The sequence below is a fragment of the Streptomyces sp. NPDC004752 genome, assembly GCF_053601275.1.
Map to the genome: position 1 here is coordinate 54,982 of NZ_JBSGBN010000011.1, position 25,273 is coordinate 80,254.

General features: G+C 70.0%; 25 protein-coding genes and 2 pseudogenes. 12 read left to right on the forward strand and 15 right to left on the reverse strand.

Annotated features, from left to right (window positions below; genetic code table 11):
* Positions 1 to 21: 21 nt before the first annotated feature.
* From ACWEKM_RS07040 to ACWEKM_RS07050, 3 genes are read left to right on the forward strand one after another with little or no spacing between them, the layout of a single operon-like run.
* Positions 22 to 159 (forward strand): hypothetical protein, encoded by a 138-nt coding sequence (locus tag ACWEKM_RS07040; protein ID WP_451620134.1) that lies wholly within the window; start codon positions 22 to 24, stop codon positions 157 to 159.
* Positions 156 to 530, forward strand: a complete 375-nt coding sequence (locus tag ACWEKM_RS07045) for a DUF6415 family natural product biosynthesis protein (protein WP_451620135.1) — start codon at positions 156 to 158, stop codon at positions 528 to 530. Before ACWEKM_RS07040 ends, ACWEKM_RS07045 begins: the two co-directional genes overlap by 4 nt.
* Positions 527 to 742 (forward strand): hypothetical protein, encoded by a 216-nt coding sequence (locus ACWEKM_RS07050; RefSeq protein ID WP_451620136.1) that lies wholly within the window; start codon positions 527 to 529, stop codon positions 740 to 742. Before ACWEKM_RS07045 ends, ACWEKM_RS07050 begins: the two co-directional genes overlap by 4 nt.
* Positions 743 to 980: 238 nt before the next feature.
* Here ACWEKM_RS07050 and ACWEKM_RS07055 read toward each other — a convergent pair whose 3' ends face one another.
* From ACWEKM_RS07055 to ACWEKM_RS07070, 4 genes are all read right to left on the reverse strand, one after another.
* Positions 981 to 1,235 (reverse strand): helix-turn-helix domain-containing protein, encoded by a 255-nt coding sequence (locus ACWEKM_RS07055; protein ID WP_451620184.1) that lies wholly within the window; start codon positions 1,233 to 1,235, stop codon positions 981 to 983.
* Positions 1,217 to 1,726: a DUF6879 family protein gene (locus ACWEKM_RS07060; protein WP_451620137.1), complete on the reverse strand. Its 510-nt coding sequence runs from the start codon at positions 1,724 to 1,726 to the stop codon at positions 1,217 to 1,219. The genes ACWEKM_RS07055 and ACWEKM_RS07060 overlap by 19 nt, the downstream gene beginning before the upstream one ends.
* Positions 1,713 to 1,928 carry a hypothetical protein gene (locus tag ACWEKM_RS07065; protein WP_451620138.1) on the reverse strand — a complete coding sequence of 72 codons (216 nt, stop codon included), beginning with the start codon at positions 1,926 to 1,928 and terminating at the stop codon, positions 1,713 to 1,715. The genes ACWEKM_RS07060 and ACWEKM_RS07065 overlap by 14 nt, the downstream gene beginning before the upstream one ends.
* 156 nt (positions 1,929 to 2,084) lie before the next feature.
* Positions 2,085 to 3,779 carry a fumarate hydratase gene (locus ACWEKM_RS07070; RefSeq protein ID WP_451620139.1) on the reverse strand — a complete coding sequence of 565 codons (1,695 nt, stop codon included), beginning with the start codon at positions 3,777 to 3,779 and terminating at the stop codon, positions 2,085 to 2,087.
* A gap of 276 nt (positions 3,780 to 4,055) precedes the next feature.
* On the opposite strand from ACWEKM_RS07070, the gene ACWEKM_RS07075 reads away from it, so the two are divergent.
* Both ACWEKM_RS07075 and ACWEKM_RS07080 read left to right on the forward strand, forming a co-directional pair.
* Entirely contained in the window at positions 4,056 to 4,751 is a 696-nt protein-coding gene (locus tag ACWEKM_RS07075; protein WP_451620140.1) for a DUF1707 SHOCT-like domain-containing protein, read from the forward strand.
* 175 nt (positions 4,752 to 4,926) lie between these two features.
* The gene (locus tag ACWEKM_RS07080; RefSeq protein WP_451620141.1) at positions 4,927 to 5,304 is read left to right on the forward strand and encodes a WhiB family transcriptional regulator; all 378 of its coding nucleotides are present in this window, start codon (positions 4,927 to 4,929) and stop codon (positions 5,302 to 5,304) included.
* 636 nt (positions 5,305 to 5,940) lie between these two features.
* Here the strand turns inward: ACWEKM_RS07080 and glpX are convergent.
* On the reverse strand, positions 5,941 to 6,975 hold the full coding sequence (gene glpX, locus ACWEKM_RS07085) for a class II fructose-bisphosphatase (protein WP_451620142.1): 1,035 nt from the start codon (positions 6,973 to 6,975) through the stop codon (positions 5,941 to 5,943).
* A gap of 127 nt (positions 6,976 to 7,102) precedes the next feature.
* Between glpX and ACWEKM_RS07090 the strand changes: the two genes are divergently transcribed.
* A complete protein-coding gene (locus ACWEKM_RS07090; protein ID WP_451620143.1) occupies positions 7,103 to 7,633 on the forward strand; it encodes a DUF4245 domain-containing protein in 531 nt (176 codons plus the stop codon).
* A gap of 90 nt (positions 7,634 to 7,723) precedes the next feature.
* Here the strand turns inward: ACWEKM_RS07090 and ACWEKM_RS07095 are convergent, their stop codons facing one another.
* The 4 genes from ACWEKM_RS07095 to ACWEKM_RS07110 all read right to left on the reverse strand — a co-directional run bounded on the left by ACWEKM_RS07095 (position 7,724) and on the right by ACWEKM_RS07110 (position 11,421).
* Complete coding sequence (locus tag ACWEKM_RS07095; RefSeq protein WP_451620144.1) at positions 7,724 to 8,311, reverse strand: malonic semialdehyde reductase; 588 nt, start codon at positions 8,309 to 8,311, stop codon at positions 7,724 to 7,726.
* Positions 8,312 to 8,559: 248 nt separating this feature from the next.
* Positions 8,560 to 8,817, reverse strand: coding sequence for an exodeoxyribonuclease VII small subunit (locus tag ACWEKM_RS07100; RefSeq protein WP_451620145.1), 258 nt, complete (start codon positions 8,815 to 8,817; stop codon positions 8,560 to 8,562).
* A gap of 9 nt (positions 8,818 to 8,826) precedes the next feature.
* Positions 8,827 to 10,035, reverse strand: coding sequence for an exodeoxyribonuclease VII large subunit (gene xseA, locus ACWEKM_RS07105; protein ID WP_451620146.1), 1,209 nt, complete (start codon positions 10,033 to 10,035; stop codon positions 8,827 to 8,829).
* A 9-nt stretch (positions 10,036 to 10,044) separates the two neighbouring features.
* Positions 10,045 to 11,421 (reverse strand): APC family permease, encoded by a 1,377-nt coding sequence (locus ACWEKM_RS07110; RefSeq protein WP_451620147.1) that lies wholly within the window; start codon positions 11,419 to 11,421, stop codon positions 10,045 to 10,047.
* 128 nt (positions 11,422 to 11,549) lie between these two features.
* On the opposite strand from ACWEKM_RS07110, the gene ACWEKM_RS07115 reads away from it, so the two are divergent.
* Entirely contained in the window at positions 11,550 to 12,566 is a 1,017-nt protein-coding gene (locus ACWEKM_RS07115; protein ID WP_451620148.1) for a 4-hydroxy-3-methylbut-2-enyl diphosphate reductase, read from the forward strand.
* A gap of 255 nt (positions 12,567 to 12,821) precedes the next feature.
* Entirely contained in the window at positions 12,822 to 13,568 is a 747-nt protein-coding gene (gene ppgK, locus ACWEKM_RS07120) for a polyphosphate--glucose phosphotransferase (protein ID WP_451620149.1), read from the forward strand.
* A gap of 73 nt (positions 13,569 to 13,641) precedes the next feature.
* Here the strand turns inward: ppgK and ACWEKM_RS07125 are convergent, their stop codons facing one another.
* The gene (locus tag ACWEKM_RS07125; RefSeq protein WP_451620150.1) at positions 13,642 to 14,199 is read right to left on the reverse strand and encodes a DUF6542 domain-containing protein; all 558 of its coding nucleotides are present in this window, start codon (positions 14,197 to 14,199) and stop codon (positions 13,642 to 13,644) included.
* 171 nt (positions 14,200 to 14,370) lie between these two features.
* Here ACWEKM_RS07125 and ychF point away from each other — a divergent pair, with 171 nt between their 5' ends.
* Entirely contained in the window at positions 14,371 to 15,459 is a 1,089-nt protein-coding gene (gene ychF / locus ACWEKM_RS07130; protein ID WP_451620151.1) for a redox-regulated ATPase YchF, read from the forward strand.
* 279 nt (positions 15,460 to 15,738) lie between these two features.
* Here the strand turns inward: ychF and ACWEKM_RS07135 are convergent, their stop codons facing one another.
* The 4 genes from ACWEKM_RS07135 to ACWEKM_RS07150 form a co-directional block, all read right to left on the reverse strand.
* Entirely contained in the window at positions 15,739 to 17,079 is a 1,341-nt protein-coding gene (locus tag ACWEKM_RS07135) for a hypothetical protein (protein ID WP_451620152.1), read from the reverse strand.
* The gene (locus ACWEKM_RS07140; RefSeq protein WP_451620153.1) at positions 17,076 to 19,073 is read right to left on the reverse strand and encodes a hypothetical protein; all 1,998 of its coding nucleotides are present in this window, start codon (positions 19,071 to 19,073) and stop codon (positions 17,076 to 17,078) included. The genes ACWEKM_RS07135 and ACWEKM_RS07140 overlap by 4 nt, the downstream gene beginning before the upstream one ends.
* The gene (locus ACWEKM_RS07145; protein ID WP_451620154.1) at positions 19,070 to 19,864 is read right to left on the reverse strand and encodes a toll/interleukin-1 receptor domain-containing protein; all 795 of its coding nucleotides are present in this window, start codon (positions 19,862 to 19,864) and stop codon (positions 19,070 to 19,072) included. The genes ACWEKM_RS07140 and ACWEKM_RS07145 overlap by 4 nt, the downstream gene beginning before the upstream one ends.
* A 355-nt stretch (positions 19,865 to 20,219) precedes the next feature.
* Positions 20,220 to 21,464 carry a helix-turn-helix domain-containing protein gene (locus ACWEKM_RS07150; RefSeq protein ID WP_451620155.1) on the reverse strand — a complete coding sequence of 415 codons (1,245 nt, stop codon included), beginning with the start codon at positions 21,462 to 21,464 and terminating at the stop codon, positions 20,220 to 20,222.
* A gap of 704 nt (positions 21,465 to 22,168) precedes the next feature.
* Between ACWEKM_RS07150 and ACWEKM_RS07155 the strand changes: the two genes are divergently transcribed.
* The 3 genes and pseudogenes from ACWEKM_RS07155 to ACWEKM_RS07165 all read left to right on the forward strand — a co-directional run bounded on the left by ACWEKM_RS07155 (position 22,169) and on the right by ACWEKM_RS07165 (position 24,340).
* On the forward strand, positions 22,169 to 23,680 hold the full coding sequence (locus ACWEKM_RS07155; RefSeq protein WP_451620156.1) for an FG-GAP and VCBS repeat-containing protein: 1,512 nt from the start codon (positions 22,169 to 22,171) through the stop codon (positions 23,678 to 23,680).
* Between the two features lie 322 nt (positions 23,681 to 24,002).
* Positions 24,003 to 24,143: pseudogene (locus tag ACWEKM_RS07160) on the forward strand (IS4 family transposase); the annotation flags it as partial.
* A complete protein-coding gene (locus ACWEKM_RS07165) occupies positions 24,137 to 24,340 on the forward strand; it encodes a hypothetical protein (protein WP_451620157.1) in 204 nt (67 codons plus the stop codon). The pseudogene ACWEKM_RS07160 and the gene ACWEKM_RS07165, both read left to right, overlap by 7 nt.
* A 119-nt stretch (positions 24,341 to 24,459) precedes the next feature.
* Here the strand turns inward: ACWEKM_RS07165 and ACWEKM_RS07170 are convergent.
* Positions 24,460 to 24,642: pseudogene (locus ACWEKM_RS07170) on the reverse strand (IS5/IS1182 family transposase); the annotation flags it as partial.
* Positions 24,643 to 25,273: the final 631 nt, after the last annotated feature.

Sequence of the window (25,273 nt, forward strand, 5' to 3'; positions counted from 1 at the left end):
CCCCCACAGGCGCAGCCTCGCGTGCCTCGTGACTGGGAGGCAGAGGAAGCCTGGGAACACGCGGGCGCCATGGTCCGCCCCTACGTCGCGCACCTGGGCGGGGTACCCGGGGCGGCCCGCGCGGGCGTCCAGGCGCACCCCTGGGAGGCGGCCGGATGAGCGCCCAGGAAAGCGCCGGACGCGCAGCCACTCAGTCACCGATCGATATGGCCCTCCTGCGTGAAAACGTGGCCCGTCTGCTCGATGAGGACGCGGAACTTCCCAGCGCCGAGGAACTCGACACGCTGACCCTGCTTTTGCGGGGGCACATGATGCTGCTCATCCCCGAAGTCGAGGAAGCCGCCGGAAAACTTCCCGAAGACGACGTTCCCCGCGCGTGCGCACGCGCGTGCATCGGCGAAGCACACATGCGGCTACGGCTGGAACCAGGCAGCTACCTGCCCCAACGTGTGGCGCACGCAAAGCGGTTGGCCCGTTCGGTCCGTGCCTTGGCGGACCATTACGTGAATCTCGGGGGTGGGCAGTCGTGACAACCCCGCCCTTGCACGTCTGTCGGGCGTGCGACGGACTGATCACCGATCCGGAAGACGCTGTTCTCCTGTGGCACGAAATGGGCAACAGCGGCCCGGGGCGGAATGTGTACGCGCACGCGGAACACGTCGACATGGTGGAGATCATCGATCCGACCCTCTTGCGGATCACGCTCCGGATCTGGGCAGCGAAAATGCAGCCGAAAGCCTGACCCGGCGTATGCCGCGGCAAGACCGGCACCACACCCGATGACGCGCCGTTCCGGAGTGCCGCCCGAAACGGGCTCGACCCCGAGCAGGCGGAGTGCGCCCCCCAGCGCTGGGCCGTGAAAGACCCTGGGGACCATGACCCCGTCCCGCTACCCCCGACGGGACGGGCAACGCCCCCAACCGCGCGAGCCAGGGCCGCGGTTGGGGGCCTGTTGCCACCTCGCTGATCAGGCCTCCCGGTCACGCACGATCACGGCACGGACGCACCTGCGTCGCAATGAGCCCCTGGGGACGGGACGGGTGGGGGCGGCGGGGTGAGGTCAGTGCCCCGCCGTCTTGGATCGTCGGCCTCACTCTCCCGTTCTCAATCTTGGAGAGCTTCCCAGCAGACATGGAAGCCCTACGGGCCACTACGTCACCGGTGAGCCCCGATGTTTCCCGTAGCGCCCGCAGGGCTGTCCCAAGTGAGTCGCTGGTCAGTGGTGCCGCTCCCAGTAACTAGCGAAGGGCGTAGCAGCAATCAGGGCACGTTCGCGGTAACCCTGGTACTCCGTGAGCCTGTCCGGAGGCAGAAGTTCTGCCCCCGTGAACTTGCCCTCAGCGGTGTAGTGCATGCGGTAGACGTCACGGTCATCCATCAACCAGAAATCGTGATCAGGAAGACCGGTCACGGTCTGCTCGGCCAGGTCGATGATCCCGATGGACTCCCCGGCCTTGATGTTGCCGGGGTATGCGGCCAGTTCGTACCTCAGATAGTCGGTCAGGGGAGAACTCAGGACATGAACGCGGGAAACCTGTTTACCCTCGTCGGTCATGGACCGCACCCAAGGGTTGTCGTCCCACTCCAGACCCATGTCCTCACCTGCGAGGAACCGCGCGATTTCGTCGCGCTCCTCTTCTACGTCGTACTCGTCCAACGTCTCCAGACGGAACGCCGTCCGCTCGAAGGTTTCGAAGATCCGGCCGAACTCTTCACCGCTGAGCACGGAAGTACTCCTCCAGCACTGCGGCCGGAACCATGACGGCGCTCTCACCCTCGGGTAGATCGAGCTGCGCCAGTCGTTCCGGATCGATGATCACGTAACCCTGGACGACGAAACCTTTACCGTCCTCGGTGCCCCACAGCGTCGGGCATGTGCCGTTCTTGCACTCCGGGCCGTCCGACAGCTTCCGCAGCGGTCCGCTCATGGCTTCCCCCTCAGTTCGACAGCCCTTGTCAGGTTCGATGGTTCCGAGTGGCCGTGATCAAGGTCAAGACTCTCGGCTTTCCAGAACAGGAAAGCGGCAACGACAAAGCCCCCAGCCGACGGCCAGAGGCTCTCAGCGAGTGTCTACGCGGCTAGGTCAGCCCAGACCCGGCCCCCGGACGGGGATGCTGGTGAAGGTCGGCTGGGCAGGTTCCGGTGCGGTGAAGAAGTCGTTGCCCTTGTCGTCGACGACGATGAACGCCGGGAAGTCCTCGACCTCGATCTTCCAGACGGCCTCCATGCCGAGTTCCTCGTACTCGACGACCTCGACCTTCTTGATGCAGTCCTGGGCGAGCCGGGCGGCCGGGCCGCCGATGGAGCCGAGGTAGAAGCCGCCGTGCGTACCGCACGCGTCCGTGACCTGTTTGCTGCGGTTGCCCTTGGCGAGCATCACCTTGGAGCCGCCCGCGGCCTGGAACTGCTCGACGTAGGAGTCCATACGGCCGGCCGTGGTGGGGCCGAACGAGCCGGACGCGTAGCCCTCGGGGGTCTTCGCCGGGCCCGCGTAGTACACCGGGTGGTCCTTCAGGTACTGCGGCATCTCCTCGCCCGCGTCGAGCCGCTCCTTGATCTTCGCGTGCGCGATGTCGCGGGCCACCACCAGCGGGCCGGTGAGGGACAGCCGGGTCTTGACCGGGTACTTGGTCAGCTCGGCGAGGATCGCGTCCATCGGCTGGTTGAGGTCGATCCTGACGACGTCGGAGGAGTCGTCCAGGTGCTCGTCCGTCGTCTCCGGCAGGAACCGCGCCGGGTCCGTCTCCAGCCGCTCCAGGAAGACGCCCTCGGGGGTGATCTTGGCGAGCGCCTGGCGGTCTGCCGAGCAGGAGACCGCGATGGCGACCGGGCAGGACGCGCCGTGCCGGGGGAGGCGGACCACACGGACGTCGTGGCAGAAGTACTTGCCGCCGAACTGCGCGCCGATGCCGATCCGCTGGGTCAGCTCGAAGACCTTCTGCTCCAGCTCCTTGTCCCGGAAGCCATGGCCGAGCGGCGAGCCCTCGGCGGGCAGGCCGTCCAGGTAGTGCGCGGAGGCGTACTTCGCGGTCTTCAGCGCGTACTCGGCGCTGGTGCCGCCGACCACGATCGCCAGGTGGTACGGCGGGCAGGCGGCCGTGCCCAGCGAGCGGATCTTCTCCTCCAGGAACTTCATCATGGAGGCTTCGTTCAGGACGGCCTTCGTCTCCTGGTACAGGAACGACTTGTTGGCGCTGCCACCGCCCTTCGCCATGAAGAGGAACTTGTAGGCGCCGCCGTCGGTCGCGTACAGCTCGATCTGCGCCGGGAGGTTCGAGCCGGTGTTCTTCTCCTCCCACATGGTCAGCGGCGCCATCTGCGAGTACCGGAGGTTGAGCTTGGTGTACGCGTCGTAGATGCCGTGCGAGAGGGCCTTCTCGTCCTCGCCCTCGGTGAGCACGTGCTGCCCGCGCTTGCCCATGACGATCGCCGTGCCGGTGTCCTGGCACATCGGAAGCACGCCCGCCGCCGCGATGTTCGCGTTCTTCAGCAGGTCCAGCGCGACGAACTTGTCGTTGCTGGATGCCTCGGGATCGTCGATGATCCGGCGCAGCTGCGCGAGGTGGGCCGGGCGGAGATAGTGCTGGATGTCGTGGATGGCCTCCTCGGCCAGCTTGCGCAGCGCCTCCGGCTCGACCTTGAGGAACGTCCGCCCGTCGGCCTCGAAGGTGGAGACACCTTCGGAGGTCACCAGCCGGTACGGGGTGGTGTCCTCGCCCTGGGGGAGCAGATCGGCGTATGCGAACGCAGGGTGGGTTGGGGGGGAACTATGCGGCATCTTCGCCCATTCCTCACTCGACAGGCAGCGTGTCCAGGCGCCTCGCCTCCTGGGCGCGCTGGCCGAGGGGGGCGCCTGTGGCCCACCGGCGTCGGCGGGCCTCACCAGCGTAGAACCTGGCGGCGACGGCGAGGCTGTGAGGTCGGGCTCAGTCGGCCATGCTCGGGTTCGGTGCGCCATGTCAGGGGTCGGTCCGTCCTACCTGGGCTCGGTGCGCCACGCCCGAGTTGTCCACACCCCTGGTCGCGATCTATCGCGTTTGGGTACGCTGCTGTCGTGGACCTTCAGAAGCACGCCCAGCGGCAGGACGCGGCGCCGCGCGTCACCGAACTGCGCGCCTCGGACGCGGACCGGGACCGAATCGCCGACATCCTGCGCGAGGCCCTCGCCGAGGGGCGCCTGACCGCCGACGAACACGCGGAGCGCGTGGAGGGGGTGCTGAACGCCAAGACGGTCGGCGAGTTGGAGGTCTTCATCCGGGACCTGCCCGCCGCCCACGGCCGCCCGGCCGCCTCGGCGTACGCGCCGCCCCGCCCGGCCCCCGGCGCGATACCGGCCGAGGCGGACGCCAACATCGTCGCCGTGTTCAGCAGCGCCGTGCGCAAGGGCCGCTGGCGCGCCGGGCGCCGAATGCATGCGTACGCGATCTTCGGCAGCGTCGAGATCGACCTCAGCGAGGCGATCTTCGAGTATCAGCAGGTCGTGATCAAGGCGGTATCGGTGTTCGGAGACGTCACGATCCGAGTGCCGGAGAACGTGTCGCTGCGCGGCACTGGCGGCGGCGTGCTCGGCAACTTCGAGGTGCACACGCTGGATTCGGCCGAGTCCGAGGCGCCCGTGGTCTATGTGGACGGGTGGGCGGTGCTGGGCAACGTCGAGGCGCGGCCGAAACGCGGGAAACTCGTCGCGGACATTCTCGACCGCGTTCACCACAAGGTCGACAGGACTTTGCGCAAGCATCTCGGACATTGACGGCCGCGCACCGGGCCGGATCCTGAACGGAAGCGGTTCCGCCACGCCCGGCGCGGGGGTCGTGAACCGGCCGTCGGGCTCCCCGTGGATCGGAACGCAGTGCATAGGCGCGCGCACAGCGGGTAGGGCTTGCTGCATCGTGTCTCGCTCGCGAAGCCGTCGTCAGGAGTAGACCGTGCTGCAACCGCCGCATTCGTCCCTGCAGGTAGCTGCCGTTCCGGCCCAGCGGGTGCCAGCGCGGGAGCGGGCCCAGGACGCCCCCTGGCACACCGAGGCGGTGTGCCGGCGGGACGAGGCCGGCCTGTTCTTCGCCCCTTCGAAGGAGCCCACCGCCGCCAGGCTGTCCCGCGAGGAGGCGGCCAAGCGGGTCTGCGCGCGCTGTCCGGTGATGGTCGAGTGTCGCGAACACGCGCTGCTCCAGCCCGAGCCGTACGGCGTCTGGGGCGGCCTCACCGCCGCGGAGCGCCGCGTGGTACTGGCCCGGCGCCGACGTCGCGACATGGAGCTGAAGAAGACGGCGGGGGCGGCGGGCCGCATAGCAGCGGCGGGCTGACCGCCCCCCCAACCCCGAACCCGCCCCACCGCCCAGATTCCGAGCCCAGATTCCGAGCCTCGACTCTGAGCCCCGATTCCGAGCCCACGCGCGGACTCCACGCGGCCCGAACTCCACAACGAACCCGCGCACCGCACGGGGCCCGCGCCCTGTTGCGTGTTGTGGGTTTCGCCCCGAAGCGTCGCGTCGCGCCGGGCCCATGTCCTGGTGCCGCGTGCCGTGGGCTTCGCCCCGATTCCCCGCGTCGTGCCGGGCCCGCGCTCTTGGGCTGGTGCTGCGTGCCATGCGCCGCGCCCCGAGCCGTCGCCCTGGCCTTTGCGTTGGCCGTGTCTGTGCCCTGAACTCCAGCCCTGGGTCTTGCGTGGCCATGGACTCATCCAGCGCCGGGCCTTCGTGCCGACTCCGCACGCTCCGGGCCAGCCTCGGGCCCGCCCGAGTCCTCGCGACGGCGCTCGCCACGAACCCCGTACCCGGTGCCCCGTGCCCCCTACGTCGTACCTCGTACGTCGCACCGCGCACCGGCGGGCGGGACCGTCACGGCCCACGGCCGGGCTCTGCCAACGCCGGTGGCGCCCCCTCCGCACCGGGGGCGCCACCTGGTCCGAGTTCTTTGACCCTTGCGTTGTGAACCTTGCGCTACTTCGCCCGGTCGAAGTCGATCGCGCTGTAGGCGCGCAGCTTGCTCAGCCGGTGCTCGGAGTCGATCCGGCGGACCGTTCCGGATCGCGAACGCATCACGATCGAGTCGGTCGTGGCCGTCTCGGAGCGATAGCGCACCCCGCGCAGCAGCTCGCCGTCCGTGATGCCGGTGGCGACGAAGAAGACGTTCTCGCCGGTGACCAGGTCCTCCGTGGTCAGCACGCGGTCCAGGTCGTGCCCGGCGTCCAGCGCCCGCTGCCGTTCGTCGTCGTCCTTCGGCCACAACTTGCCCTGGATGGTGCCGCCCAGGCACTTCACGGCGCACGCCGAGATGATCCCCTCGGGGGTGCCTCCGATGCCGAGCAGCAGATCGATGCCGGTGCCCTCGCGCAGGGCGAGGATCGAGCCGGCCACATCGCCGTCGGTGATCAGTTTGATGCGCGCGCCGGTCTCCCGAACCTCCTTGATGAGGCCCTCGTGCCGCGGCCGGTCCAGGATGACGACCGTGACGTCCTCGGGCGTGGACCGCTTCGCCTTGGCGACCCGGCGGATGTTCACCGACACGGGCGCGTCGATGTCGACGAAGTCGGCCGCCTCCGGCCCCGTGACCAGCTTGTCCATGTAGAACACGGCGGACGGGTCGAACATGGAGCCGCGCTCGGCCGCCGCGAGGACCGCGATCGCGTTCGGCATGCCCTTGGCGGTCAGCGTGGTGCCGTCGATCGGGTCGACGGCGATGTCGCACTCGGGCCCGGTGCCGTCGCCGACGCGCTCCCCGTTGAAGAGCATCGGGGCCTCGTCCTTCTCGCCCTCGCCGATGACGACCACGCCGTTCATCGAGACGGTGGAGACGAGGCTGCGCATGGCGCGGACCGCGGCACCGTCGGCGCCGTTCTTGTCACCGCGCCCGACCCAGCGGCCGGCGGCCATCGCCGCGGCCTCGGTCACCCGGACGAGTTCCAGGGCCAGGTTCCGGTCGGGAGCCTCGGAGGGGACGTCCAGCTCGGACGGCAAGTGATGATGCTCGGTCATCGGAGCGCACCTTTCTGATACGACGACGGCCGGATGAGGGTGTTCGTCCCGACTCTACCGCCAGGGGTACAGAATGAGCAGGGGCCCCCACGGATGAGCGCGCAGAGCACCTGCGACGATGGGGTGCGTGGCAGGTTCGAACGGCAAGCAGAAAACGGTCCGGGACATGATCCTCTCCCTGGGCCTGATCGGGATGGCAGCGGCCGTCATCTACGTCTTCATCCCGCATGACGACCACGCTCCCGAGCTCAAGCGGGTCGACTACCGTGTCGAGCTGCTCACGGCGCAGCGCGTCGCGCCCTACCCGGTGGCCACGCCCGAGGGCCTGCCGGACTCCTGGAAGGCGACCTCGGTCCGCTTCCAGGGAGGGGACTCCGCACACTGGCATCTGGGCTTCCAGGATCCCGACGGCCAGTATGTGCAGATCGAGCAGTCGACTCAGCGTCGCGCCGAGTTCATCGACCAGGCCAGCCAGGGAGCGAAGGCCACCGACGTCACCGAGAAGATCGGCGACCGCACCTGGACGCGCTACAGCGGTGGCCGCTACGACGCCCTGGTGCTGGAGGACACGCCCGGCTCCACCACGATGGTCGCGGGCACGGCGTCGTTCGAGGGGCTGGCGAGGATGGCGGGCTCGCTGAAACTGAAGCCGTTGTGACCCGCGTGTGGTGCCCCGGACGAGCGCGGGTGGGGCCACGCACGAGCGTGAGGGGCCGTCGCGACGGTCCCTCACGGCTTCGGGGTCGGCTCAGACGGTGGTGACGACCTCGTCGTACGCCAGCCGCGGCGAGCGCGGGTAGGAGGCGTTCTCGCCCGGCTTGCCGATGTTGACGACCATCAGCGGGGTGTGGTCGTCGTCGAGGAACTCCTTGCGCACGCCCTCGGCGTCGAAGCCGGTCATCGGGCCGGCGGCCAGCCCGGCGGCGCGCACGCCCACGATGAAGTACGCGGCCTGGAGGGCGGCGTTCAGCGCCGCGGAGCCCTTGCGCACCGGACGCTCGACGAAGAAGTCCTTGGCCTGCGGGAAGGCCGGGAACAGGGTCGGCAGCTCCTCGTGGAACTCGTTGTCCGCGGAGAGGATCGCCACCAGCGGGGCGGTGGCCGTCTTGGGCCGGTTGCCCTCGGACATGTGCCGCACCAGGCGCTCACGGGCCTCGGGGGAGCGCACCAGGGTGATGCGCAGCGGGGTCTGGTTGAAGGCGGTGGGGCCGTACTTGACCAGGTCGTAGATCGCCTGCACCTGCTCATCGGTGACCGGCTCGGAGGTGAAGGTGTTCGCGGTGCGGGCCTCGCGGAACAGGAGGTCCTGGGCGGTGGGGTCAAGAACGAGAGACATGCGTGATCTTCCTCAGATGCGCGTCCGGGTCCGGATGCCGGACCGGCTGACGGGCATGACCGTACGCGAGGGAAGTTTCAAGATTCAACAAAAACTGGGGTGTGGTGATCCGCTTCACAGATCCGGAAGCGTGCGGTCGCCCGCCGTGGTCTGTGGCTGTGTCCGGGCACCGTCGGCCACCGCCGTCCGGCAGGCCCCATCCGTCCGCCGGGGCCCCGTCCGGCAGGCCCCATCCGTCCGGCCGGTCGCTACGCGCCGCTCTTCCCCGTGCCCTCCGCGTCCGCCGCCTCCGCTTGCCCTTCTTCCTCCTCGGCCAGGGCGGCGTCCAGCCGGGCCCGCGCGCCCTCCAGCCAGCGTCGGCACACCTTGGCCAGCTCCTCGCCGCGCTCCCAGAGCGCGAGGGACTCCTCCAGGCTCGTCCCGCCCGCCTCCAGCCGCCGTACGACTTCGATCAGTTCGTCCCGCGCCTGCTCGTACGAGAGCGCCTCTTCCGCCTTGCCGGTCATCCGTTCACCCTAAGCGTCGACTCGTACCGTGAATTCGCCCTCGGCGACCCGCGCCCGCAGCACCTCGGCCGCGGTCACCTCCGCCGGATCCCGCACCACATGCCCGTCGGCCCGCTGCAGCACCGCGTACCCGCGCTTCAGCGTCGCCGCGGGGGAGAGGGCCACCACGCGCGCGTGCGTGTGCGTCAGCTCGGAGTCGGCGCGGTCGAGGAGGTGGCCCAGTGTGCGACGACTCCGGTCGAGCAGCGCGGCGACATGGTCCGCCCGCTCGTCGACCATCCGGTGCGGGTCCTCCATCGACGGCCGGGCCAGCGCGTGCGCCAGCCCCCGCTCCTCCCGCTCGACCAGCGCCTGAACACACCGCCGCGCCCGGCCCCGCAGCATCCGCACCCGCTCCAGCTCCTCACCCACGTCCGGTACGACCTTCTTCGCCGCGTCGGTCGGGGTGGAGGCGCGCAGGTCGGCCACGAAGTCCAGGAGCGGATGGTCCGGCTCGTGACCGATCGCGGACACGACGGGCGTACGACAGGCGGCGACCGCGCGGACGAGCTGCTCGTCGGAGAACGGCAGCAGATCCTCCACGCTGCCGCCGCCGCGGGCGACGATGATCACGTCCACCGCGTCGGTCTCGTCCAGCTCCTTGACCGCCTGCACGACCTGGGGCACCGCGTGCACGCCCTGCACGGGCACATTGCGCACCTCGAAGCGGACGGCGGGCCAGCGGTGCCGGGCGTTCTCCAGCACATCCCGCTCCGCGGCGGAGGCACGGCCGCAGACGAGGCCGATGAGCTGCGGCAGAAAGGGCAGCGGGCGCTTGCGCTCGGGCGCGAACAGCCCCTCCGCCGCCAGCGCCTTCTTCAGCTGCTCCAGCCGCGCGAGCAGCTCACCGACCCCCACGGGCCGTATCTCGGCGGCCCGCAGCGACAGCTGCCCGCGCGGCGCGTACCACTCCGGTTTGGCGTGCACGACGACGCGGGCGCCCTCGCCGACGACATCGGCGACCGCGTCGAACACCTGTCGGTAGCAGGTCACGCTCACCGAGATGTCGTACGACGGGTCGCGCAGCGTCAGAAAGACGACGCCCGCGCCCGGCCGCCGCGACAACTGCGTGATCTGCCCCTCGACCCAGACCGCCCCGAGCCGGTCGATCCATCCCCCGATGAGCCGCGACACCTCGCCGACGGGCAGCGGGGTCTGCGCGGACGTGTTCACAGCCATGCCGCGAGACTAACGGGCCCCTCCGACAATCCCGCGCCCTCGCTGCGCGGCCAGCACCACCAGGCCTGCCGCCAGCCACACCGTGCCCACCACCCGGGCCGCCGCCGACGCCTCCACGATCACCGCCACCGTGATCACCGCGCCCACCACCGGGACCGCCCCATGCCGCCACCAGCTCACCGGCCCGCCCCTGCGCCGCACCGCGAACCACCCCACCACGCTCGCGTGCAGCAGCGTGAACGCCGTGAGCGCCCCGATGTCCACCACGGAGACCAGACGGTCCATCCCGTCGTCCCGCCGGGCCGCCCACACCGCGGCGACCAGGGTGATCACGGCCGCGCACAGCAGGGCCGCCCGCGGCACCCCGGAATCCGTCTTCGCAAGCGCCCGCGGCAGCCGGCGGTCCCGTCCCATCGCGAACAGCAGCCGCCCCGCCGCGGCCTGCCCGGCCAGCGCCGCGAACGCCGCCCCGATCGCCTTGCTCGCGGCCACCAGGTCGTGCAGCCACGTCCCCACCGACGCGTCCACGGCGTCGTAGAAGGCCGTGCCCTGCCGCCCCGGATCCGCCGCGAGCTGTGCGGACGTCGCCGGCTCCAGCAGCGCCACTAGATACGTCTGCGCGACGAACAGCACGCCCGCCAGCACCAGACAGAACAGCAGCGCCCGCGCCACCTTCTCCGACCCGCCGGTGACCTCCTCCGCGAACGCGGCGATCGCGTCGAAGCCCAGGTACGACAGCACGGCGACGGACACCGCGCCGATCACCGCCGACAGCGCGAACGCCCCCTGCGTACCGTCCCCGGACAGCGGCGAAAGCCATCCGCGCGCGGCCCCGTCCCGCGCCAGCACCACGACCGCCGACACCAGGAACACCAGCAGGACGACGATCTCCGAAGCCAGCACCAGAAAACCCACGCGCGCGGCGGCCCGTACGCCCCACAGGTTGAGCAGCGTCGTCACGACCACCGCGAGCGCCGTCCACACCCACCGCGACACCTCGGGGACCAGTGCGTTCATCGCGATCCCGGAGAACAGGTAGGCCACCGCGGGGATCAGCAGATAGTCCAGCATCGCCATCCAACCCGCGATGAAGCCGGCGCCCTCGCCGAGCCCCGCGCGCGCGTAGGCGAACACCGACCCCGCCAGCGGCACCACCCGCACCATCTGCGCGTAGCTGTACGCGGTGAACGCCATCGCCACCGTGGCGACCACGTACACGAGTGCCACCGCGCCGTGCGACTTCGCGTCCAGCGTGCCGAAGACCCCCACCGGTGCCATGGGCGCGATGAACAGCAGTCCGTAGACGACGAGGTCACGGAAGCCGAGGCTGCGCCGCAGCCGGTGCCCTTCGTCGGTCCGTGGTGCGGCCGTGCCGGTCTCGGTCATCAGTTCCTCCGCGTGTCGAGCCGCCCCCTGCCCCCTTCGGCCCTGCCCGGCCCCACCCGGCCGATCGCCCGGTCTTCCCGTGAACGGTACGCGAACGCGATCTCCGGGCCGCCGCAGGCGGCCTTACGATGGGTGCCATGACTGCCCTGCCTGGCCGCCGTGTCCTGCTCGCCGCCCCCCGGGGCTACTGCGCGGGCGTGGACCGCGCCGTGATCGCCGTCGAGAAGGCCCTGGAGCAGTACGGGGCCCCGATCTATGTCCGGCACGAGATCGTCCACAACAAGTACGTCGTCCAGACCCTGGAGAAGAAGGGCGCCGTCTTCGTAGAGCGCACCGAAGAGGTGCCGCCGGGCAGCATCGTGATGTTCTCGGCGCACGGCGTGGCCCCCGTCGTCCACGAGGAGGCCGAGCGCGGCCGGCTCGCCACCATCGACGCCACCTGCCCGCTGGTCACCAAGGTCCACAAGGAAGCGGTCCGGTTCGCCAACGAGGACTACGACATCCTGCTGATCGGCCACGAGGGCCACGAGGAGGTCATCGGTACCTCCGGCGAGGCCCCGGACCACATCCAGCTCGTCGACGGCCCCGAGGATGTCGCCAAGGTCGAGGTCCGCGACCCGGCCAAGGTGGTCTGGCTGTCCCAGACCACGCTCTCCGTGGACGAGACCATGGAGACCGTGGACGCGCTGAAGGAGAAGTTCCCGCAGCTGCTCTCCCCGCCCAGCGACGACATCTGCTACGCCACGCAGAACCGCCAGCTCGCCGTGAAGCAGATGGGCGAGGAGGCCGACCTGGTCATCGTGGTCGGCTCCCGCAACTCCTCCAACTCCAAGCGGCTCGTGGAGGTCGCCAAGCTGGCCGGCGCACGCGCGGCGTACCTGGTGGACTTCGCCGACGAGATCGACGAGACCTGGCTGGAGGGCGTGACCACGGTCGGCGTGACCTCCGGCGCCTCCGTTCCGGAGATCCTGGTCGAGCAGGTCCTGGAATGGCTCACCGAGCGCGGCTACGCGGACGTCGAGATCGTCAAGGCGGCCGAGGAGTCCATCACCTTCTCGCTCCCCAAGGAGCTGCGCCGCGATCTGCGCGAGGAGGCGGCCGCCCTGGTCGCCGAGCGCGGGGGTTCGGGTACGGCGGACGCGTGAGCTGCGGATCGGGTGCGGCGGATGCGTGGGCTGCGGATCGGGTGCGGCGGACGTGTGAGCTGCGGTTCGAGTGCGGCGGATGCGTGGGCTGCGGATCGGGTGCGGCGGACGTGTGAGCTGCGGTTCGAGTGCGGCGGATGCGTGGGCTGCGGTTCGAGTGCGGCGGACGTGTGAGCTGCGGTTCGAGTGCGGCGGATGCGTGGGCTGCGGATCGCCCGGCGCGTGACTGTCAGCCGTCCGTCGTAACGTGGGGCCATGCAGATCTTCGGTGTGGACATCGGCGGATCCGGGATCAAGGGCGCACCCGTGGACCTGGAGCGGGGCGACCTCGCGCAGGAGCGCTTCAAGGTGCTCACCCCGCACCCGGCGACGCCCGACGGGGTGGCCGACGGCGTGAAGGAGGTCGTCGAACACTTCGGCTGGACGGGCCCGGTCGGGCTCACCTTCCCGGGCGTGGTCACCGGCGGGACCACCATCCGTACCGCCGCCAACGTGGACAAGAGCTGGATCGACACGGACGCGCGGGCGTTGTTCAGCGAGCGCCTGGGCGGCCATGACGTCACGGTCGTCAACGACGCGGACGCGGCCGGCGTCGCCGAGATGGGCTTCGGCGCGGGCCGCGGCCGCGGCGGCACGGTCATCCTGCTCACCTTCGGTACGGGCATCGGCAGCGCCCTGTTCATCGACGGCGCCCTGGTCCCCAACACCGAGCTGGGCCATCTGGAGCTGGACGGTCACGAGGCGGAGAAGCGGGCCTCCAGCAAGACCAAGGAGGACCACCAGCTGACCTGGGAGCAATGGGCACGCCGCGTGCAGAAGTACCTCGCGCACGTCGAGATGCTGTTCTCCCCGGAGCTGTTCATCGTCGGCGGCGGCGTCAGCCGCAAGGCGGACAGGTTCCTGCACCTCATCGAGGGCGTCAGGGCGGAGATCGTTCCCGCGCAACTGCAGAACAATGCGGGGATCGTGGGCGCGGCGATGCATGCGTCCACGCACGGCTAGCGATCAGTGCCCCGGGCCCGACCGATGTGGGCCTGGACGTGCGGGGCTGACCGTGCGGGCCTGGCCGACGTGGTCAGGCCCGTCCCGCGGGTCCGGCAGGTCCGCCCTGCCGCCGGTGCCTGACCAGCCGGATCCGCCGTACGATCACGGTCACGCTCGCGATCAGCGTCCCCCCGTACAGCCATCCGGCCTGGGTGGCGAGCGCGGTGACCAGCCCCATCAGCCGGCCCGCCAGCCCGCCGCCGTCGTCGGCGACGGGCAGCAGCCCCACCGCGTAGGCGATCGGCACCACGACGGGCGCCGTCAGCAGATCGCCGCCGCGCACCCACAGCGCGGTCAGCACGCACACGGGCAGGAACAGCACCCCGTACACGGTGAGGGACGCCCCGAACAGCAGCTGGTCGACCAGGCCGAGCAGGAACATCAGCGCCCCGCAGAACAGGCCACCGCCGAGCCCGGTGAGCCGGGGACCCGGCATCCGCCGCGGCGGATGTGCCGGACGCGCACGAACCGGCTGCCGGGCGGGCGCCCGGATGTCCCCCGGCTGGCGCCTGGCCTGCGGCGGAAGGGGCGCCGGTGGCGTACCGCGTCGCGGTCCGTGCTGCGGGGGTCGCGTCCTGTGTTGCTCCACTGGACCAACCTAGGTCGGCTTATGTGCCGAATGGCCCTAGAGACACGCCGTCGCGAGCGTATCCAGGTGTTCGACGCTTCAGCGGGGGCGGTGTCCGGCACGCCGTAAACTGGGGGATCGGCCGGTCTGCTGGCCCCCTGGCCCTCCTCCTCATGTACGGGAAGTCGCAACGTGTCGCTCACGATCGGAATCGTCGGCCTGCCGAATGTCGGCAAGTCGACCCTGTTCAACGCCCTGACCAAGAACGACGTGCTGGCGGCCAACTACCCGTTCGCCACGATCGAGCCGAACGTCGGCGTGGTCGGTGTCCCGGACGCGCGCCTGACGAAGCTGGCCGAGATCTTCGGCTCGCAGCGCATCCTCCCGGCGACCGTCGACTTCGTCGATATCGCGGGCATCGTCCGCGGCGCCTCCGAGGGCGAAGGGCTGGGCAACAAGTTCCTCGCGAACATCCGTGAGTCCGACGCGATCTGCCAGGTCATCCGCGCTTTCAAGGACGAGAACGTCGTCCACGTCGACGGCAAGGTCTCGCCCAAGGACGACATCGAGACGATCAACACGGAGCTGATCCTCGCCGACCTCCAGACCATCGAGAAGGTCCTGCCGCGCCTGCAGAAGGAGTCGCGGATCAAGAAGGACGTCGCACCCAAGGTCAAGGCGGTCGAGGAGGCCAAGGAGATCCTGGAGCGGGGCGACACCCTCTTCTCGCAGGGCGTCGTCCAGGGCGGCGAGCGCGCCGAGCCGCTGCACGACCTGCACCTGCTCACCACCAAACCGTTCCTCTACGTCTTCAATGTCGACGAGGACGAGCTGACCGACGACGACTTCAAGGGCGAGCAGCGTGCCCTGGTCGCCCCCGCCGAGGCGATCTTCCTCAACGCCAAGCTGGAGGCGGACCTCGCCGAGCTGGACGAGGCGGACGCGCTGGAACTCCTGGAGTCCGTGGGCGCCGAGGAGCCCGGCCTGGCCACCCTCGCCCGCGTCGGCTTCGACACCCTCGGCCTGCAGACGTACCTCACGGCCGGCCCCAAGGAGGCCCGCGCCTGGACCATCAAGAAGGGCGCCACGGCCCCCGAGGCGGCCGGCGTGATCCACACCGACTTCCAGAAGGGCTTCATCAAGGCCGAGGTCATCTCCTTCACGGACCTGGTGGAAACCGGCTCGGTCCCGGAGGCCCGCGCCAAGGGCAAGGCCCGGATGGAGGGCAAGGACTACGTGATGCAGGACGGGGATGTGGTGGAGTTCCGGTTCAATGTGTAGCGGGTGGCATGGCACCACTTCGCTGATCTGGTAAACATGCAGGTCAGGAGGGGTCTGGCTCTTCGGGGTCGGGCCCCTGGTTTTTTCCCGGGCTGGGATGGTGTTGGGAAACCTGACCTGTCATCACCTGTCATCACCCCTGCTCAGCCCCACCGTGCTGGGTTCGTTCGTCTCCCGCTCCCCTTCTCCCCGCCCTTGCCCAGGTCTCGGGACAGGAAAGGGCTCCCCCGGCCGCGGTGTGTGGTGAGGGGAGCCCCGGTGAGCCGACCGTCTACCGGATCAGCTCCCGTCCTCGTCACTTGCGCGAGGTGCGGTGGGCCGGTGCGGGGCGTCCCAGAGGTGCGGAGGTGTCATGCCGTCCTCGCCTGTCTCCCACCAGCCTTGGTTCTGTTCGCCCGCGCCGCTCTCCGCCGCCCCCGGCCTGAACGTGCCCGCGCCCGCGTCGGCATCCGGGTCCGCGGCCGCTTCGCTGAACGGCGAGTCCTCGGGGGCTGGGAAGTCCGCCGGCCAAGGCCCCGTGGTGCCCCCCTCGCCGGAAGGGCCACCCTCCGTCCCCTCACCCCCGTACTCGTCGGGTGCCTGGAGAAGGTCCCGCCGGATCTCCTCGGCGGCCTCGTCCAGCCCGGCCGCTTCCAGGCTCCGCACCACACGGTGCACAAACACTGTGTACTCGTCCATGTCCGGCTTCAGGCCCACCGCCGTCAGCAACAGGAGCAGCCGATCCGAAACCCCTACCTCCTCTTCGCGGTCGAACGTCCCTCCTCCCTGGCCGTGACCGTCCCACAGCGGGCCCCCGACGGTCGCTTCGCTCCGCGCGCCCACGGGCGGGACGAGCAGGTGGCGGAAGAGCTCGGGCACCTCCTCGTCGTTGGCCGCCGCCGTGATCTGGGCGAGCGGGCCGATCATGTCGACCGCCTTCTCGATTTCGTTCTCGTGACGGGCCAGCCACCACACCACCGCGCTGCCCGCGCTCTTGAGCACGTCGTCACCGAGGTAGCGCCGCTTGTTGCGCTCGTGCTGACGCTCGTACTCCCAGATCTCCTCGTCCTTGCGAAGGTCGTTCAACTTCCGCAGGCGCTCACGGTCGGCGGGGGCGAGGGTCAGGGTCACATCGGCCGCCAGGGCCTTCACCCGTCCGCTCCGGTCCGGGAGCGGGACGCCCAGCTCCCCCTCCAGGAGATACCGCGCGAAGCTCGCCCGGCCGGGCTCTTCGCGGCCAACGAGTTCCAGGGCCCGGCTGACGATCGAGGACACGGCGAGGGCCGGGGAGGCGCCGTTGGACCGTTCGGCGTGGTCGAGGGCCGGCCTCCACCACACGGTGGCGGAGAAGAGGAAGTCGTAGCCGTCCGCCGCGCTCGGCAGTGCCGCGTCGACCACCCGCGTCTCCTGGTACGGCTGCTCCGTCGGCGCCGCGGGCGGCTCGGGGTCCCCGGGCTCGTACGGGTCGGCCGACGCGCGGCCACCGCTGAGGATCGTCATCACGAGCAGCAGGGAGCCAGAGGCCGTGACCATGGACATGAAGCCCCACAGCCACGCCGACCAGTGCAGGAGGTTTCCGAGAACAGCCGGTGCGAGGCCGCAGAGGGCGACTGACAGCAGGCTGTGAAAGCGGTGTTTCATCGTGCCTCTTCCGTGGTCCGTGGTCCGGCGCCCGCACGCTCCGTGCTTTCCGTGCTTTCCGTGCGGGCGTACTGCGCGTGGTCGATGTGCTGCCAGAAGAGGGCGGCGACGGCCGCGGCCCGGGAGGGGCGGCGCGCGGTCCCCGCCCAGTCGCAGGCGATGGCGTAGAGGCGGTGGAGAGCGGCCGCGCGGCCGCGCGTCGCACCGACCATCACGCCCAGCGCCATCTCCCGCGTGCTGTTGACCGCCGCGGCGGTCAGCCAACTGCTCACCAGCGGCTTCCAGAGTTCCGTCGGCGGCTGGGAGAAAACCGTCTCCCAGCCCAGGAACAGGTCCGGCCACGGCGGCGGGTCCGGTGCCCGGTCGGTCCTCAACAGCTCCGTGAGCAGCCGGAGATGGGGCTCCGCCCCGTGCGGCTCCCGACGCGTCCGGTCCCGCAGGCGGTCGATCAGCGGCCGGTAGAGCCGACGGTCGTGACCGCCGAGGTCGAGAAGGGCCTCCCGGGCTTCGCGCGCCGCCTCCCCCTTCCGTACGGCGAGGTAGTGGAGTCGCACCATCGCCTGATTCGGGTGTGTCGCGCCAAGGCTCTGTCGGCATGCGAGGGTCAGGACGCGGACGAGGCCGTCCGACAAGGCGCCGGACCTCACGCACTCGTACACCCGCCTGCGGAACCATCCCCCGAACCTCTCGTGGCTGAGACCGAGTTCGAGGGCCGCCACGGCTCGCGGGTCGCAGGACGCCCCGGTCGCGCTGTCCGCCCAGCGGACCACAAGGTCGAAGAGGTGGTCGGGCCGCCCGACGGCCAGGGACCGCTCGCCGAAGCGGATGACGACGTTCACCCGGTCGTCGGTGGTCAGACCGCGGAGCCCGGCGGCATGGCCGATCCAGTCCCTGAGATCGTCGCGCACCCCGGGGAAGTTCGCCCAGAAGTACGTCCGTACCGCGTCGGCGTAGGCCAGCCGCCCGAAGCGGAGCCGTCCGTCCGGGTCCCGCTCGATCTCAAGGTCCGCCAACCGCGTCCTGAAATCCGTCCGCGCAAGCTCGGTCGTCGCCTCTTCCTCGTGCCGCACCGTCCTCATCAGGCCGTGCCATGCCTCGTAGACGGTGTCGGCGCGGACCTCCTCGAACACCGCCGTCGCGAGCAGCAGGGCCCGCTCGGGTGCGGTGCGGACCGTGGCCACCTGTCGGCCCACCTCATCGGCCCGGTCGGTCACCGCGTGCATCGCCTGGTCGAGCCATCCCGCGAAGTCGGCGCCGAACCGGCCGCTGTCGCGAGCGGTCCTCACCAGCCCCGCGAACCGCGCCAGCTCCCGCATGGGGGAGCCGGCGCACAGTTGCTGGAGGTCGGGGCTCCCCAGGTCCGCGGGGCGGAAGGCCATCCGGTCCATGCGGAGGTACCGGGTGACGACGGCGACGCCCCGGGGGCGCCCCAGCGTCACCGTGTGCGGTTCGAGGTCCGGCGCGCGGGCGTGCTCCATGCCCGACGGCAGGACGACGACCATGTGGGCCCCCGCCTCCTGGACCTGTGACCGGCGTACGGCCAGGTGGCGCTGGGCCTTGGCGTACGCCTCCTCGTCGGTGATCCCGGAGAGGTCGAGGAGGAAGCGGTCCCCTTCACCGGGGGCGAGCGGTGCCTCGTCCTTGTCCGTGGCGGAACGCTCCTCGAACCGGACCCCCTCGTCGTCGGCGCCCCCGTCCGCACCGAGCTCGTGCAGCAGCATGATCGCCGCGGCGCGGCGGCCGCTGCCGGGCGGAGCCTCCAGCAGCACCGTTGATCCGGGCTTTTCCAGGCGGTCGGCGGCGACGCGGTAGCCCGCTGGCGGAACGAACCGGTCGGCCAGGCGTATCCGGTCCTCGCGGACGATCCGGAGAGACTCGACCCCTTTGCGGATCATCCAATCCGCGCCGGCGCTGTAAAAGACGTACTGGGGCCCCGCGCCGTTGTTCACCGGGCCACGCGGATCGTTGACGGTGACGTGGTCCTGCTCGGTCATCGTCCGTCGTCCGAGCGCCGGGGCTCGCGCTCGAAGCGCTGGTGGACCGTACCGCTGTTGTCACCCGCGGTGAATTGGACCCCGGTGTTGTCGCCCTCGAAGTGGGGGGCGTTGTACTGGTGCCCCCGACCGGTGTTCACGGGCCCCTGCGGCTCGTTGACGAAGGAGCCGGACAGGTCTCCGTTGAGGTTTCCGATGCCGCCGCGCACGCGCTGCTCGACGTCGCGCGTCCGCATCCTGATGTGCCCGGCATCCTGGGCCGACTTCTTGCGGGGCTTCGCCTCCGCCCGCTCGCGCGCCGCACGGGCGTCGCGGTCCACCGCGCCCAGGTCGGGCAGCAGCCGGGCGAGGGCGTCGCCGAGCGCCGTCAGGTCCGATTCGGCATTGCGGTGGTCGAACCGCCTGTACTGGCAGTCCGCCAGCTCCCGCAGGTCGTCCGGGAGGACGGCGTGGTCGATCCGCGTGGCCTTTCCGACGAGCACGGGGATCACCAGGACCCCGCGGTCGAGCGCGGTCTTGATCTCACGTCGGGTCCAGTCCTGCTCGGCTTCGAGGGCGGGGCGGCCGTCGGCCCCCCGTACCTCCGCCCAGCGCGGGCCGATCACGGCGAGGAGCGCCTCGCACTCCTCCACCGCCCTGACCAGTTCCACCGGGAAGCGGTGTCCGGGCTCGATCGAGTTGCCGGCGAAGAAGATCCGCTCGGTGCCGAACCGCCGGGTGAGCTCCCGAGCGATCATGGTCGCGGCGGATTCCTCGTCGCCTGTGCGGTAGTTGACGAAGACGTCGGGCATGAAGGTTCCCTTCGTGAGAGGAAGACGGAAGGCGGGGTGAATGGGTACCAGCTCGGGGGCCGGTGAATGGGCGTCGGCTCGGAGGCTGTGGACCTGGGCTCCGAGGCCCCGGTCCGCCCGAGCCAAGAGGTCCCGACCGTGTGACGGCATGGCGCGTCCACGGGAGGGCGTACGGATGGAGGGCGCCGTCCGGCGCGTCACTGGTCGCGGGCAGCCCGAAGAAGCCGGGGCGCGGTACGACGCAGCGGATGGGGATCAGAGGTTCCGCCGGGGATCGTGGGATCCGGAGGGCTGGAGGGACCGGGTGGTCCGGCGAACCGGGCGGTTCGAGCCGGTGCCGGTCGTGGAGCCGGTGTCAGTCGTGCGCGGGGGCGAGTACCCCGGCCAGCGCCGGCTGCAGATCGCGTACGGCCCGGCTGCTCCGGAACCGGGAGAGTTCCCGCGCGAGACGCCGGACATCGCTGTTCACCGTCGCCGAGGGCACGGCCGGCATCACCGCCAGGAGCTCCCCGGCGATCGTGCACGCGTGCTCGACTTCTCCGGAGGCGGCGTGGGCCAAGGACCTGCGGAAGCCGTACCGCGCACGGGTGCGCAGCGCGTGCGGCGGGAGGCGGCGGTACTCCTGGTCGAGGACCTCGGCGGCGGCCTTGGGGCGACCGAGGTCGTGCAGGCACCAGCCGGTCGTCATCGCCGCTGGATCGCTCACGTGGGTGGTGCCGATCACGGGCTCGGAGCCGCTACGGGCGTCGTCGCTGTCGAGCAGCTCCCGCGCCCTGTCGAGGCTGCGGAGGCAGTCGCGTTCGTCGCCGACGAGCGCGTGTCCCTGTGCCTCCCGCTGGGCCGCGAGTCCCCGGATGCGCGGCGGGAGTTCGTCGCTCTGGGCCCGGCGGGCCAGGGCGACGGTGCCCGCGGCGTCCCCGCCGTAGAGCGTGACCAGGGCGCGTCGCACGAGCGCGTAGGAACCGAGGTACGGATCGCCCCCGGCCCGCGCCAGTTCGGCGGCCTCCCCCGTCCAGCTGAGCGCCGCACCGCTGTCTCCGGCCTCCTGGGCCATCCAGCCGGTGAACTCCGCGAACCGCGATGCGAGCAGGAGTGCGGGGGCCCGAGTGGCGGACGGGGTGTCGGCGGCCAGCCCGGCGACCGTGCGCGTTTGCGTCTCCAGCAGGGGAAGCAGGACCTTCGGCGCGGTGGACTGGCCGAGCTGTCGTAGCTGGTCGAACTGCATGCGGAAGGAGGGAAGAAGGGGATCGGCGGCAGCGGGCACCCGACCGCCGAGTTTCAGGCCGAGGTCGATCAGCGACCCCGTACCCGCCGCGAGGACCGCCCGGCGCCCGACGCGCCAGAGGCTCGGGGTGGCGGGGGGTTCGGTGGTGTCCGAGTCGGTCTCGGGGCGGACCACCAAGCGCTGCAGCTCACCGTTCGCGCCGAGGAAGGCGTCGCACCGCCGGGCCAGTTCGGGGGACGCGGAACGCTCCCCGCGCTCGACCTTGCTGAGGTACCCCTTGTCGTAGTTGAGCGCCACGGAGAACTCGGTCAGAGTAAGCCCCGCTTCCTGTCGCAGACGGCGAAGTTCCGGGCCGAAACGTAAAAGTGCACTCATCATTGACCTCCCCTTGAACAGTGACCGTGAGAGTCGTGCGCCCTCACGGGGAATTTCGTTCAACGCTCACTGGCCGACACGAAGACCGACGGCGAACACTTATCGTGACGGAGTCGTTTCGCTTCGCATCCGAGAGCGAGTTTGGCACGAGGCGTGCCTTGGGGATCGGGGTTCGGCGGGGTTGCCTGTTGCCTCTTCTGTTCTCCGTTGTTCTTCGTCCGGTGTGAATGTCGCCTACGGCGTCGGCATGACCTTCGGTGACGTCGCGTTCGTCCGGGATGCCCGGCCCCGGCCCAGCTTTGCGCGACCGGCCCGGTCGGTGCGTGATGTTGCGTGGTCGGCGCCGGGTGGGCAAGTCGCGATTCGATGTTCCTACGGTCGAAGACGGTCGGCTTGCCGAAGACGACATCGCGGGGCGGCTGCGATCCGGAAGCGTTCATGGGGCCGACCATGGCATGGGGCGGGCCGGGCTCGACAGCCCGCCGGCGCCGTCAGGGCGTACGTCCTGACGCCCGACTCGGGCTGCGGCGAACGGTTTTCGTCACCCTCTGTTCGCCGGTCGTTCGAGTGGAAGAGCTGTGACAGTCGTTTCGGGGAGGCAACCGTCGCCCGCCGCGGCCGGTCTGAGTCTGCACAGCGCGGTGCTCCACCGACACACCGCACTGCCCACCCGAACCGTCCGAAACCTGAACGAAGGAGTCCACGTGGCATCCCGTGCCCTAGGAACCACCGTGGTCCTCGCCATCACCGTGGCGACCGCCGTGACCACCTTCCCCACCGCCCAGGCCGCGACTCCCGCCCGCGCCGGGTCCTCGGTGTCGGCGTCCGCGAACGGGGCGGTGCCCGCACCGGCCCCGCGACGCGACGACTTCAACGGGGACGGCTACCCGGACCTGGCGTTCACCGCGCCGGGCGCTACGGTCGACGGCAGGACCAAGGCCGGATACGTGGGTGTGGTGTACGGCTCCAAGAACGGACCGCAGACCTCCACCAAGCAGGTCTTCACCCAGAACTCGCCCGGAATACCGGACTCCGCCGAGAGCGGAGACGCGTTCGGCAGCTCCATGGTCTCCGCCGACCTCGACAAGGACGGCTACAGCGACCTCGTGGTCGGCGCGGGCAACGAGCAGATCGGCACGTTCAAGGAGGCCGGTTCGCTCACCGTCATCTGGGGCGGTGAGAAGGGACTGTCCGGCGGCGCGACCCTCCTGATGGGCGATCAGCCGTACGACGGGGTCGGCGCCGAGACCGCCGTGGGCGACTTCGACGGCGACGGCGCCATGGACGTCGTCACGCTCGGGGTGGACAACATCCGTGTCCTGTCCGGCTCGTTCAAGCGCGACGGCAGCGCGGCGGCCCCCGCCCGGAAGATCCCCGACATGGACGATCTGCGCTACATGGACATCGCCGCGGGCGACTTCGACGGCGACGGCCGCGACGACCTGGCCGCTGTCGTGCACGACGGCGACGAGTACGACGCCCGCCGCATCCTCATCCGCAACGGCGGCGCCACCGGCCTCGCCGAGGACTACAGCACTGTCAACCGGCCCAACGGCTACCGCCTCCAGGGCGGCGAAACCATCACGGCCGGTCACGTCAACGGGGACAAATACGCCGACCTCGTCGTGGGCCGCACGGTCGAGGGCTACGACAGCGACCTGGACTACCCGCTCGCCCTTGGCGGCATGATCACCTACGTACCGGGCAGCGCCATCGGCCCGCGGGGCGACCGGGCCAAGGTCTTCAACCAGGACAGCGCCGGTGTCCCCGGTGCCGCCGAGGTGCACGACGGATTCGGCGCCTCGTTGTCGGTCGGTGACATGAACGGTGACGGCTACGGCGACATCGCCGTCGGCGTCCCCAACGAGGACATCGGCACGAAGAAGGACGCGGGCTCGGTCCTGGTCCTCCCCGGCACCGCCTCCGGCCCCACCGGGACCGGCACCATCGGCTTCAACCAGGACACGGCGGACGTCCCCGGGGCGGCCGAGGCCGATGATCGGTTCGGCGCCGCCGCCAAGCTGGTCGACGCCGACCACGACGGCCGCAGTGAACTGGCTGTCGGCGCACCCGGCGAGAACACGAACGTCGGCTCCCTGTGGGTCTTCCCGACCACGGCGACGGGCGTGACGGCCAAGGGCTCGTTCACCTTCGGCCACGGAACGCTGGGCACCGTCGGAACGGCCGCGACGCTGGGATCGTCGTTCAACCGCTGACCGCACAACAGGCCCCGGGAGCGAGCCACTCCCGAGGGCAGCCGCTGTCCGCTGTCCTCCTGGCCCTGGCGGTCGGCCGGCTACCTGATCAGCGGCGGTCTGGCAGGCGCGGTCGTCCTGGTGGTGACCGTGACCGGCGCGGGCCTTCGGCGGCGCGCTCTCCGTCGTATTGATTCCGCCGGTGGTCACTCCGGCCGCCGCATCCCTCAAGAGGTGACCGCCGAGTCTGTCGCTGCGGGGACCACGCCGTCTCGCCCTGCGTGTCCATGAGCATGGCGTTGGCGAGCCGAGGGTGTGCGGCATGGGTGCACACGCGGTGGACCAGGCCGCGCGACAAGGCGATCGTGATCCCGACCGGATCTCCTTCACCCGCTCACTGCGCGTCGTGCGCCGCCAGGTCACCGACCAGGCGGCGTTTCCCGCCCGGCAGACTCACCTACGCAATCAAAGCCACCCATGCTGAACTCCTCGAACGCCTCCTGCCGCCACGACGCCGTCGATCCAACCCCCGCGTCATCAAACGCAAAATCGCCGGCCGGCCTCTCAAAAGCGCAGCCCACCGCGTTGCAGACCACCCACTCGCCCCAGTTCATCACCATCATCAATGCCACCACACCCAAACGGGTCAAGCGAACAAAAGCACACTATTACCGGTATTGAGGCTAGATACAGTTCGTGGTTTTGCCTGTTGGCGCTCGGCTGCCGCAAGGGGCCAACTCCCAGGCGTACTTGATCACTGACAACTGGGATGACTGGTTCAAGACACAACTGAGCCTTTTTCAACATCGGGTTGAGGTGTGATCAAGGGTGACGATGGCCTTCACGTTGTCGGTGATCCGGTTGGTGTGGCAGCGGAATTTCCGGAGGAGAGGCCAGACCTTCAGGGTGGCCATGGCTTGTTCGCCCAGGCGGCGGATCTTGGCGTGGGTGCTGTAGGGCGGGCAGGGCCTGTCGGCCCACCGGCAATCGCTGTCATCGCGTGCGGTCTCGCGTCGGCGGGGATGTTGCCGTCCCGTCAGGTAGCGCAGAGTGTGGCTGGATAGATCAATTGACGATCGGTGGACAAGCGCGCGATGCTCCGGGTGGACGCGGGGGATCTTGGTCGTGAACCCGTCTACCAGGAGCTTCGTCGCGTTGTGCAGCAGCCCGCCTCGACAGCGCCACCATCGGATGGGAAAGGGCCCATCGTGTCGCGGACAGGTTAATTGACGTCATCCCTTCACAACGCCCTGGTTCGCCCGGAGTGCCCACGTATGAATGCGCTTTCGTGATTCACATGAATTCGCATTCATCGCCCTTCATGCCCTTTGACGCGCGCGATACATAGACGGTCGCCCCTCCTTGCGTAACGGTCCCTTGCCATACAATCACCCCCCTCGGACTGGTCCCGAAACCCATAGAGAAGAAGCCCCCTCCAGGTCGACGCTACCTTGCAGCCGATCATCGGATCCGATCCGGCGGAATTGCGAGAAGCGTCACCCCGGCGCAAGTTCCTGAATCTTATCCGGGATTCAACAGCTGGTGCGGTTGACGTGTACGCGTCACTCCGAGTATGTTTCGCCGAACTAGCGCCCAACCCCCCACACCCGCAAT